Here is an 11,795-nt window from a genome sequence, read left to right on the forward strand (position 1 = left end):
TTCGGCCTGGATCTGACAACGGCACTACGCCGTGAGGCCTGGCAGCTGCTCCCCTGTCGAGGTCCTCGCGAAGCCGGGAAGCGGGGGTGGCGGTGCCCGCGGCCCGGGTCGTGGTGTGTGTGGGCGGCCCGGTCCCGGATTGCGGGCCGGGCCGCTCGGTGGGCAACGATCGTGCTTATGCCCGCGTTGTGGGCAAGGTCAGTACGCGACCTTGCCGGTGCCGTTGTTGCCGCCCTTGAACTCGAGGTAGAAGCCCCAGCCGTCGGGCACGTTGCTCTTGACCTCGACCCACTGGCCCTTGGGAGCGGTCACCCAGCCGCTGCACGGAATGGTCTTCCAGCAGGCCCGTACGACGCGCTTGTGGTTGGTCTTGATGTTGATGTCGGCGCAGTTGCCGGTGGTGTACTTGAAGCCGGTGTTCGGCCAGTACGCGCGGTCGATCCCGTTGCCGATGGCGGTGTAGTTCTTGGCACTGCCGTAGCAGGACTGCGCGCCGACGTCGCTCGCGGTGGACGGGCTCGCCGCCACCGACGTGGCGGTCGCCCCGGCGGTCAGGGCAACGCTCATCATCAGGAGTGCGGCTTTCCGCTTGATGCGAGGGGTTGATGCAACCGTCACGATTCCTCGTTTCGTTGATCGCCGGTGGAGATCACCGGCGAGGCGGACGCCCCAGGGGCACGCCGGGTGCCGTGCAGCCTTCGCTGGCCGAAAAAGCCGGCTCCCAGGTGTGCCACCGAACCGGGCTTCTGCGGCCGGCCTGTGCCGGGCCTGGCCCCGGAGAGGCGCTGTGTGCAGCAGTTCACCGGCTGGCGCACTTGTTCGGCAGGCCCCCGCACCACACCAAACAAATCGGTGACCGGGGGAGCGCGGCGGCTGGAAGCGGCTCTTGCAGACAGTCTCAGACGGTTTCTACCGTGGGCCGGGTTCACAGGCAGCCGAATGGCGCTGAGGGGGAGCCGTGCCCAAAGGCCGACCGGAGACGCCCCTTGATCCGAACGCGGGCCCCGTGGAGCAGTTCGCCTACGCGCTGCGGAAGCTGCGCCAGGAAGCAGGCGGCCCCACCTACCGGGAGATGGCGCGGATCGCCCACTACTCCGTGACTGTTCTCTCCCAGGCGGCTTCCGGCACGCAGCTCCCCTCACTCGCGGTCACCCTGGCGTACGTCCGGGCCTGTAAGGGAGATGCGGCGCAGTGGGAGCGCCAGTGGAAAGAGGCGCACGAAGCGGTCGCTGCTGCCGAGCGCGGAGGTGCCCGAAGCTCATCGCCGTACCGGGGACTGGCACGCTTCGAACCGGACGATCACGACGTGTTCTTCGGCCGGGACCGCCTCGTGGCCAAGGCCGAGCAACTGGTGGGCCAGCGCCGGTTCGCAGCGATCCTGGGCCCTTCGGGCAGCGGCAAGTCCTCCCTGCTGCGCGCCGGCCTGATCCCGGTGCTGCGCGACAAGCACAGGAGCTTGTCGGCGATCCGTTTGCTCACCCCGGGCGAGCACCCGCTGCGCGCTCATGCCAAGGCCCTGCGGCCTGCCGAGGGAGACGCGGACACCGTCATCGTCATCGACCAGTTCGAGGAAGTCTTCACCCTGTGCCACGATGCCGCCGAACGCGCGCAGTTCATCGACCACCTGCTCGGCTCCTGTGACCCCAGGAGCAGGATTCGTGTCGTGGTAGCCGTACGCGCGGACTTCTACGGCCGTTGTGCCGAACACCGCGGCCTGGCCGAGGCACTGTCCAACTCCAGCCTCCTGGTCGGCCCGATGACCTCGGCCGAACTGCGTGAGGCCATCGTCAAACCGGCCCAGTCCGCAGGGCTGATCGTCGAGCGTGCCCTGACCGCACGGCTGCTCAGCGAGATCAAGGACGAGCCGGGCGGGCTGCCGCTGCTGTCGCACGTGCTGCGGGAGACCTGGAGCCACCGCCGCGGCCGAGCCCTGACGCTGGAAGCGTACGAGGCTACCGGCGGGCTGCACGGCGCGATCGCCCAGACCGCTGAGACCGTCTACCACCAGTTCACCGCCACGCAGGGACCGCTGGCCCGGCTGCTGCTGTTACGTCTCATCACACCCGGAGAAGGAGTCCCGGACACCCGCCGTCCCGTGGCACGCGCGGAACTCGACCTCGCCGCAGACACCGGTGACATCGATCAGGTCCTGAACAAGCTGGCCCGTGCCCGTCTGATCACCCTCGACAACGGCATGGTGGACCTCGCACACGAAGCCCTCATCACCGGCTGGCCCCGCCTGCACCACTGGATCACAGAGAGCCGGGAACAGCTGGTGGAACATCGGCGCCTGACCGAGGCCGCAACCACCTGGCAGCGTCTCAACCGTGATCCCGGCACCCTCTACCGCGGTACCCGCCTGGAGGCCGCCGACAATCTCTTTGCCGCCGCGGAGCACGAGGCCGCCCTCACTCCCCTGGAACGCTCTTTTCTGAGCGCCGCTCGCACCGCCCGGACTCGCGCCCGCCGCCGTCGCAATGGCCTGGTGACCATCCTGGCCACTTTGCTGGTTCTCGCACTCGTTGCCGGTGTCGCCGCCTGGCAGCAGAGCCGTAACAGCGACCGCCGAAAGATTGAGGCGGAGGCACGACGCGCCGCCAGCGTCGCGGACAGCATGCGGTTTTCCGATCCCGTGAAGGCGATGCAGCTGAGTGTGGCTGCCTGGAAGCTGGCGCAGACCTCGGAGACGCGGTCGGCACTGCTCAGCGCTGTGGTGCAGAGGGAGGAGGACGTCTTCACCCTTCCTGGTACGAGTGGCACGCAGACCAAGCACCACCTGACCGGGGACGGTCGTACTCTGATGAACATCTCGTCCCACCGCATCGTGACGTGGGATGTGCGAACCCACCGGCGGACGCACACCTATCCGGGGATCGGCAGACCCCGCAGAGGCGACAGTGTTGAAGACTCCATCAGGGTGCGTGCGGACGGCCGGATGATCGCCTTGTTGCAGGACGACAGCGTCCGGCTATGGGATGTTCAAGCAGGGCGGATGACCGAAGAACTCAAGAGCCGGGGACGACCTTGGAAGGCCGAGTTCGGCCCTGACGGCCGTATTCTGGTAGTGCTGAGCAACGACATCGAGGCGTGGGACGTCCAGGAGGGCCGGCTGCTGCTGCGGGTCTCGCGCGCGGAAGAAGAATTGGTTCAAGACACAGCTATCAGTGCAGACGGCCGACTGTTAGCGGTATGCAGCGATGAGCGGCCGCTCCAGCTCTGGGACATCGCCAAGCGGCGGAAGGTCCCTCTCACCAAAGGCGCCGAGTTGGCGTCGGCACCCTGTGGTGCAGGCAGCTTCGCCCTCACCCCAGACAGCGAACGGGTGTCAGTGGTGACCGACACCGGGATCCGGACGTGGCACTTCCGTTCCGGCAAGGAACTGCGGGAGCTCGATACCGGCCGTGTGGAAACACTGCAGTACAGCGCCGACGGCAGGTTTCTCGCTGCCGCGACCCGCACGGACGAGATCCAGCTGTGGCGAGCACCGATACGTCAAAACGAAGCGCCCCAAGGACCGGCGTTCCGGTACCCCTTGATCAGTGAATCACCGTACGAACTGCGACTGGATCTCGCCGGAAACGCCATACGGTATCTGTCCGCCACCGGTACGACGGTACGGTCCCTGAGTCTGGGACGTGCGGTAACCGGTCCCTGGCAGAACCATCAGGTTGGTGCAGCGAAGTGGAGCCAGGATGGCAGGACCCTGGCAACCGTGCGCCGTACTCCCGAAGACGGCTTTCAACTGCTTGCCGGGCGCACCGGGCGTGGCATTGCCCAGTTGCCCGGGCCCCCTTGCCTGCCGACCTTTTTCGCCGGCTCGTGCGCAGACCTCATGACCTTTAGTGCCGACGGCAGATACTTCGCCTATGGTCGGGCCTGGGGCAACTCCGCTCCGGAAGCCCCACCGCGGCAGCGGATCACTGTATGGGACGTCGCGAAGAAACGCAGGCACGCGTCCCTTGTCCTACCGCGGGTGAAGGAGGCCGGCACCTTCGCTATCGCCTTGAGTGCCAACGGCCGGACACTGGCCGTGGCCCGTGACCGGCCGAGGTCCTTTGAGCTGTGGAACGTACAACAAGGCAGGCGTGTGCGGACGGTGGCAGGATTTGCCGGTCCAATGAACTCTGTTTCGGAGCTGGCCTTCCGCGCTGACAACACCAAGCTGGTCTCCACAGAGAACATCGTCACCGATCTGCGGTCTAGTCGGGCGAGTCGGCATGTGCTCGGCAATGAGGAGACGGCGACGGTGGCCTTCAGCAAGAACGGGAAGTATCTGGCGGCAGGCGACATGCGGGGCCGAGTGACGGTCTGGGACGGAGATCTCCGGCAGCGCCTCGCTGTCCTGGCCGGCGTGCATACCGGAGACAGCCACGGACCTGCGGAGAGCGTAACCGCCCTGGCCTTCTCCCCTGACGGCGGGATGCTAGCCGTCGGCGGCTCTTCCGGCACGGTCCAAGTATGGGACACCGCCTCGAACCAAGCCGTCGGATCCCCCCTCCCTACCCCCGGCGACGAGGTGCTTTCACTCGCTTTCAGCGCGGACGGGAACACACTGCATGCCTCCAGCACGCACGTACCACTGCAGGAGTACGACCTGGCCCCGGCCCACCTGACAGAGCAGGCCTGCGAGCGCGCCGGGGGCGGCCTTCCCAAAGCCGACTGGAGGACGTACCTGCCGGAGCTGCCCTACCGCGAGACTTGCGCCTGATCCACTACTACCAGGTCCCCACCGAGCACCTTCCGCCGACAGCCGCTCCCCACGCAACGCGCTCTCGGACCTGGACGTTGCCGCAGCGGCCTTGCCGCATGGAGGCCTGCCTGGCGTCGTGACCACTCGGTGGCGGTGCGGCCCCTGCGCTGCTGCGGGCGACGAGCCAGGCGTCCAGCGCGTTGCGCCGCCTGATCTCCACGTGCCCGAGTGGTTCGAAGACGCCGCGGCAAGACCGCTGTTTCACCAGTACAGCGCGAGCGTAGCGGTGGTACAGCGTGGACCAAAGCGGCATCCGCGATGCCGGAGCGGCGCCAGCCGATCGCATAAGGCGACCTGCAACGGCCCCCGGCCCCGCTTCGAGTCTTGTGGAGTAAGGGGGTGTGAATTCCAGACCGCGTCGTGCGGCGGCGCTGGGAAGAGCCAGGATGGTGCGGGCCGGGTCCGGGCGGGATCTCACGGCTCGCCGCGCGGGCGAGGCGCAGGGGTGCGGGCGTTGTCCCAGGTTGGGATCTGGGAGCCGTCTACACCGGTTGTCACCCCACGGCCCTGTGGAGAGGGCTCGGGCCGGTCGCCGTACCCAAGAGCGGCGGGCGCCCTGATGCGTCGCTTCGTTACACTGCCCGGGGCCCACGGGAGATATGGGGGAGTCGTAGATCCCTGGCGGACGAGGGGCGCGAGTGGCCTCCGAGCAGGCCGTATGTAGGCTTGCACGCCATCTTCACGCCCCCGAACAGCTTTCGCGGAAACAATCCTGCGCCTTATCGGCGTTGTTGACCTCCGAGCCGAGGAGGGGAAGGTGCCGGGCTTGAAGCTGTTCAACAACGTCAAAGGCGACATAACCGAGGCCACACCGCGTCTTGCTGAGGTCGAGGCGGATGTGCAGGATCTCGTCGAGGCGCCCATGGAGGCGATGCTGGGCGTCACGTTTCTCGCGAGCGAGTACGTCATCGACTGGTCCACGGCGGAGGCATCGACTCGCTGGACTTTGATGAGAACGGGGCCCCGGTGACCGTTGAATACAAGCACAGTACGGACGCAGGCGTGATCAACCAGGGTCTTTACTACATGGCCTGGCTGACGAGCCACAAGGACGCCTTCCGAAACCTGATCCGCGACCGGCTCGGGGTGACGGCCGCGTCGCAGATTCTGTGGAGCGCGCCGAGGCTGATCCGCGTGGCCGGTGACTTCACCCGCTACGACGCGCATGCCGTGCGCGAGCACCGGTGCTACATCGACCTGGTCCGCTACCGGTACTTCGGCAACGACCATTTCGGCCTTGAGGCCGTGGCCTCCGTCACCGGGCACTCGGCCGAGGCCAAGCGCGTACGGCGCCGCGCGGCCGGGCTGCCGCCGGATCGGAAGTAGGGCGGCGCGATGGCCGAGCTGGCCCGGGTGGTCGAGAGGTCCTGGTCGGGCTCGGGGACGGCGTCACCCGGGGGCGGCGCAAGCAGTACCGCGCCTACCGACGGTTGCGGAACCTCGCCAGCGCCTGGCCGCCGCAGCAGCAGACCAAGATCCTCGTTCACCTCAAGGCCGACCCGAAGGAAGTTGACCTCGTCCCCGGCTTCACCCGGCACGTGACGGGGCTCGGCCACCACGGCACCGGCGAACTGGAGCTGCAGTTGCGCGCGGAGCGGGACCTGGAGCGCGCCCAGGACCTGCTCCGCCTGAGCTACGCCGCGGCATGAGGAGTCTTCGCTGGAGCGCTGGCCCGAGCGTGGTGTGCAGAATTCGGCATGCGGCTCGCGGAAACCCGCTCGACCCCGCTGTTCCAGCTCGCCACCGAACTGCCCGCCGCCCCCTCGGCATCGACATCAATAGCAATGCCGCCGTGACATGGCAGCGGGCCGCTGCTGGAGACTGGGGGCGGCCGCCTACGCTGCCGGGGTCAGGAGCCGCACTGCACCACCACTCCGATCCACGAACCAGGAGCACCGACATGAGACTCGCCGATCACCGCGTGGTCATTACCGCAGCCGGCCGCGATTTCGGACGCACTTTGGCCATCCGTCTCGCGGACCTCGGCGCCGAGGTCTTCCTCTCCGCGCGCACTCTCGCCGCCGCTGAACGTGTCCGCGATGAGATACGCGGCAGAGGGCACCAGCAGGTCCACGCCTTCGCCTGCGACCTGACGGACCCGGCCTCGATCCGCGACTTCGCTGCCGGCGTCGCCCGGCACACCGACCGCATCGACGTGCTGATCAACAACGGCTCCCGCTACCTTGAGGGCCCGGACCTCCGATCCGCCTCCGACGCCGATGTCGTCGACACCATCACATCCGGCGCCACCGGCACCGTCCTGACCGTGAAGAACTTCCTCCCCCTCCTGCTCAACTCGGACAAGCCGGACGTGGTGACCATGGTCTCCGCCTGCGGAACGGCCGGTCATCACCGCTCGGACGCGCACGACGCGTTCTACGCGGCCAAGAGCGCCCAGGCGGGGTTCGCCGAGATCCTCTCCAAGCGCCTGCGACCCCAGGGGGTCCGGGTGATTTCGCTCTACCCGCCTGACTTCGACAACCCTGACCCGCTCTCCGAGGAGTGGGAGACCACACCACGCGAGGCCAAGGACGCTCTCACCGCACAGTCACTTGTGGAGTGCATCCTCTTCGCTGTCGCCCAACCCCGCGACTGTTTCATCAAGGCCTTCCACTTCGAACAGGTCTGACCGATTCCCGGCGCGGGTGGTGGGGCAGTGCCTCTTCGCCGAAGCGGCGTACGCAGGCCGGTGCCGGGCGTCACGATGATTGCCGAGACCGAACCACTGGCCGGGCCAGGAAAGGTGGGGCGTGGTGATCACGGTGATGTGGGAGTCGCAGTTCGGGCCGTCGCACGAGGGCAGGGCGGCGGCAGTCCTGGACGACGGCAGCGAACCCAAGCCCGCGCTGTTCGACGCGGGCAGTTCCGCCGACATGTACCAGACCAGCGACTGGTGGGTCTACGACGGCACCCTCGGCACACCGCGGGCCTGCGCACTGCGGGCGGCGTGCTCCTGCGGCTGGCGCGGAGAAAAGCAGTTCACCATCGACTGGGAGTACATCGACCCCGACGCCCCCGACGACTACGACGTGAGGGGCCCATACGACGCCTGGAAGCAGCACGTTGATGTGGTCGAGCGGCAGACCGTACCCCTGCCGACCGACGTGCAGGGCCTCCCGGAACAGGTGCAGCAGCGCCTGACCGCGCTGGCCGAGGACGCTCCCCTGGCCGCGCTGCGGGCCATCGCGGCCCTGGAGGAAACTCTCGCCGAGACGGGGCGGAGCGCCGCGCTCGAAGTTGGGCAGGACGAGCCGGACTGGGGCGCCATCGCCACGAAACTCGGCCTGACCGAGGCCGACTGCCGGGCACGCCTGTACAAGTACAACCGCCATTGAGACAGCCCCAGCAGGCGTCGAGCCTCCGGGCCCGTGCCTGCCTGCGGGCCCGCTCCACCCGTAGGGGTACCCACCTCGTCAGCACGCCGTCTTGTCCAGGCTGGCCGCGGCACAGTGCGCCCCAGTGCTTGGGGGGGCAGTGACAACGGCCAGGTCGGAGCAGGGCACGAGTAGGGTACGAGGGTGGAGTTCCGGGGGAGCGGCTCCCAACCCACCGGCGCTCGATGCCACGTGCGGGCACGTCACCCGCATCACCCACAAGCACGGACTGCCCGAAGCCCGCCGCCAGGACGCACAAAGCGGGCAGACCGTACTCGCGGACGTCATGCGGAAGCAACGCGCCTCCGTCCGCGGCTGGATAATGGTGATCGACAACGTCGACACCCCCGGCAACCTCGAGCCCAGCTCCTACCGGGGCTGGCTGCGCCCCGCTGGCGGCGGGCTGCTGCTGGTCACCAGCCGCGACAGCGCCCCCGCCACTTGGAGTCCCCGCTCCCGCCGGTCCCCTTCCGCGCAGCTTCCAGAGGCACCAGCCGCACCATCTCCTGCGATCTCCGTGCTGCTGATCGGCGACCGCTCACAGTGCTGATCGGCGGAATCTGGCGGCGACGCTGCCCCTCACCGTCGGCCTCGAACCGTTCCAACGCCTTGCTCAACGCCCTCCGTGACCCCGCAACCGGTAACCCCCGCCTAGACATCTCAAGGGGCTAAGAAGTCAAGCGGCCCCTCGACAGTCGGTACGAGGGGCAGGAAGTTGGTGATCTTTCAGTCACGCGGTGAATCCAGTGCCGTACCGAGCGGGACGGAAGGGTGACCCGATCGGTAGGGTCCCGGCCATGGACAGCGATGAGAACGCCCTTTTAACGGAGCAGATCGCCTACTACCGGGCCCATGCGGGGGGATACGACCGGCCCTATGCCGAGCGTGAGGACCTGCGGGAGTTGCTGGCTGCGGCGGACGACTTCCCGATCGTGGGGGACGTGCTGGAGTTGGCTTGCGGCACGGGCCAGTGGACCGGGGCGCTCGCGGCTCGGGCGTGCTCGGTGACCGCCGTCGACGTGTCGGAGGAGACGCTCGGCATCGCGCGTACGAGGGTCGCTTCCCCTAACGTCCAGTTCGTCCAGGCTGACCTGTTCAACTGGCGGCCCCCGCGTCGCTACGACACCGTGTTCTTCGCCTTCTGGCTCTCCCACATCCCGCCGTCCCGCCTGCCAGGGTTCTGGGACACCGTCGCCAGCGCACTCGCGCCAAACGGCAAAGCCATCTTTATCGACGATGGCCCCGCAGAGGCCGCCCGCGAGGAGGTTCTCGCTCAGCAGCCCATCCCTGCGGTGCTGCGCCGACTCGACGACGGTCAGCCGTATCGCATCGTGAAGGTCTTTCACGACCCCAGCGAGCTCACGGAAGCGCTCGCAACGCTGGGGTGGTCGGCCGATGTCCGGACTGTGGGCGGCAACTTCATCATGGGCACCGCGGAACCGCCGATGACCGCCAGCTGACAGGTCACAAAGGCGCCTACTGGCTCCCTACGTTCATCCGTACCTACCTCCAGGTCACGCAGCTGCTTGAACGAACGGTGCGAACGCGCGTTGTTCGTCGAACGGCTGCCGGGTTTGGAGGCAGTGGTGGAGTTGGCCGAGGAAGCGGTTGAGCAGGTGACGCTGTGCGGCGTTGTGCCAGTCTCCGTGTTCGCGTCGGCGCCGGTAGTGGGCGTTGGCTCCTGGTGAGGCGGTGAGGGCTGAGAAGGCCCAGAGGAAGCCGGCGTGCATGAGCCGGTTGTTCTTGACGAAGCGGCGGCCGACGAAGTGCTTTTTGCCGGAGGCGCGGGTGATCGGGGCCGAGCCGGCGTACGACTTCAGGGCTCTGGCATCGGCGAACCGTGTCCGGTCGTCGCCGATCTCGGCGAGCAGCCGGGCTCCGAGCAGGGGGCCGAGGCCGGGGAAGCTGAGCAGGATTTCGCTGTCGGCGTGCTCATTGAACGCGGCTTCGGTGGCCGTGGTGAGGTCGTCCGCGGCCTGGCAGGCGGCATCCAGCTGCTTGAGCAGCGCAAGCAGCCGCTGGCCGAACGCGTCCTCGACGGCCGGGCGATGCCGGGCGTACTCGGAGCGGAAGATCTCCCGCAGGCGCGCGGTCTCGGTGTCGAAGCCGCGGGTGCGGCCGTTGCGCCTGAGGGCGGCGCGCAGCTGGGCAAGGGTGAGTTTCGCGGCCTTCGCCGGGGTCGGGGCGAGGGTAAGGATCGTCCGGGCGTCTGCCCTGGTCAGACCGCCCTCCTTGCCCTGAAAGGCGTGCAGGGCGGTGGGGTAGTACTCGCGCAGCAGCGAGCGGACCTGGTTGGCGGCCTGCTGGCGGCTCCAGACGGCGTCCTGCTGGGCTCGGGCCAGCACGGTGATGGCCTGGGCGAGTTCGCTGTCGGCGGGCAGCGGCCGGTGGGCGTGCATGTCGGTGCGCAGGATGTTCGCCAGGACCAGGGCGTCGCCGGGGTCGGACTTCTTGCGGCTGACGCCGTGCCGGTCGCGGTAGCGGGAGGCGGCGAGCGGGTTGATCGCGAAGACCTTGCGATCACCGGTGCGCAGGGAAGCCACGAGCAGACCGCGGCTGGTTTCGATGGCCACGGGTATGGGGGTCTCCGGGCTGTCGCCGTGTTCGGCCAACAGGTCCAGGAGCTTGCTGTAGCCGGCCGCGTCGTCGCTGATACGAGCCTTGGCAAGCAGGGTGCCGGTGTCGTCGACGACGGCTACGTCGTGGTGGCGCTCCGCCCAGTCAATGCCACAGAACACGGTCAAGCCATCCTCCCAGATCCGTTCATTTATGCAGGTCACGAGCACATGCGGGTCGCGCAGCGTCCTAATCCCAGGACTCACAGGTCCGCCATCTCAGTAGCCGTTCGCGACACCAGCGCACCCACGGGGCTCGGTCTGTCTGCAGAGCTCGCGGGCTCGCGGATAAAACAAGAGGTCGACCCTGGGGCGGGCTCGCGCCGTGACGATCAACGTCCGGCCGGCCGCCGGGAGTTTCACGGTGATCACGGAGGCGCCGGGCTGTGCCGCTCTTGACAGAGGTCTCGAAGGACCAGGGGAAACGAAGGCATCAGCCCGGCGCCCGCGTCATCACTGCGAGGCGCGGACGGTGGTGGGGTCCGTGGCCGTGACGAAGGCGCCGGGTCCCGCCGCTCTAGGCGAAGGCCTCTCGGGCCAGGCTGACATCAGGCATTGCCCGACGCCCACGACACCGCCACGGATCCCACCGGCGCCAGTCTCAGAGCGGGTCTCCAGGACCATGAGGGCCGAAGGCGTTCCGCTGCCCGTTGTCGACCGCTCACCCAGCCCCTTGCGGAGACCGGACCAAGCCGCCTACACCCCGGATTAGGCAGGCCGTGTTCCGGTTGGCGGCCTTCGAGGCGACGCCTGGTTCGAGTGGGCGATCTTCAGGGACAGCGCCTGGCTCGAGTCGGCGACCTTCGAGGGCCGCGCCAGGCTCAAGTGGGTGACCTTCAAGGGAAACGCCGAGTTTGAGACGGCGACCTTCGTGGAGGCTGAGAGGGTCGGGTCGCGTGGAAGCCGCAGGGCCTGCACTTGCCCAGAGTATTGCCGCTTGCCCCGGTTCAACGGACCAGTGCTGCAACTCCCGCGCCCAATCGGTATGTTGGCCGTGCCAAGGGCGTCACACACTGTGGCCGGTCGGGTGTAGCGATCCGCCGTGGATGGGTAGGT

Annotated in this window: 7 protein-coding genes and 1 pseudogene; 6 read left to right on the forward strand and 2 right to left on the reverse strand. The window is 68.0% G+C overall.

Annotation, left to right across the window (positions count from 1 at the left end; translation table 11 throughout):
* Positions 1 to 198: 198 nt before the first annotated feature.
* The gene (locus QK440_RS19175; protein WP_282794352.1) at positions 199 to 618 is read right to left on the reverse strand and encodes a hypothetical protein; all 420 of its coding nucleotides are present in this window, start codon (positions 616 to 618) and stop codon (positions 199 to 201) included.
* A 388-nt stretch (positions 619 to 1,006) separates the two neighbouring features.
* Between QK440_RS19175 and QK440_RS19180 the strand changes: the two genes are divergently transcribed.
* From QK440_RS19180 to QK440_RS19205, 6 genes and pseudogenes are all read left to right on the forward strand, one after another.
* A complete protein-coding gene (locus tag QK440_RS19180) occupies positions 1,007 to 4,708 on the forward strand; it encodes a DNA-binding protein (protein WP_282794353.1) in 3,702 nt (1,233 codons plus the stop codon).
* Between the two features lie 799 nt (positions 4,709 to 5,507).
* Positions 5,508 to 6,399, forward strand: a pseudogene (locus tag QK440_RS19185) (transporter).
* A 251-nt stretch (positions 6,400 to 6,650) separates the two neighbouring features.
* The gene (locus tag QK440_RS19190) at positions 6,651 to 7,379 is read left to right on the forward strand and encodes an SDR family NAD(P)-dependent oxidoreductase (protein ID WP_282794354.1); all 729 of its coding nucleotides are present in this window, start codon (positions 6,651 to 6,653) and stop codon (positions 7,377 to 7,379) included.
* A gap of 124 nt (positions 7,380 to 7,503) precedes the next feature.
* Positions 7,504 to 8,085, forward strand: a complete 582-nt coding sequence (locus QK440_RS19195; RefSeq protein WP_282794355.1) for a hypothetical protein — start codon at positions 7,504 to 7,506, stop codon at positions 8,083 to 8,085.
* A 325-nt stretch (positions 8,086 to 8,410) separates the two neighbouring features.
* Entirely contained in the window at positions 8,411 to 8,674 is a 264-nt protein-coding gene (locus QK440_RS19200; protein ID WP_282794356.1) for a hypothetical protein, read from the forward strand.
* 247 nt (positions 8,675 to 8,921) lie between these two features.
* Positions 8,922 to 9,584, forward strand: a complete 663-nt coding sequence (locus tag QK440_RS19205) for a class I SAM-dependent methyltransferase (protein ID WP_282794357.1) — start codon at positions 8,922 to 8,924, stop codon at positions 9,582 to 9,584.
* Between the two features lie 54 nt (positions 9,585 to 9,638).
* Here the strand turns inward: QK440_RS19205 and QK440_RS19210 are convergent, their stop codons facing one another.
* Complete coding sequence (locus QK440_RS19210) at positions 9,639 to 10,883, reverse strand: IS110 family transposase (RefSeq protein ID WP_282794365.1); 1,245 nt, start codon at positions 10,881 to 10,883, stop codon at positions 9,639 to 9,641.
* Positions 10,884 to 11,795 lie beyond the last annotated feature (912 nt).

Origin of the sequence: Streptomyces sp. CC224B, assembly GCF_030010595.1 — a bacterium.
Lineage (GTDB): Bacteria > Actinomycetota > Actinomycetes > Streptomycetales > Streptomycetaceae > Streptomyces > Streptomyces longispororuber.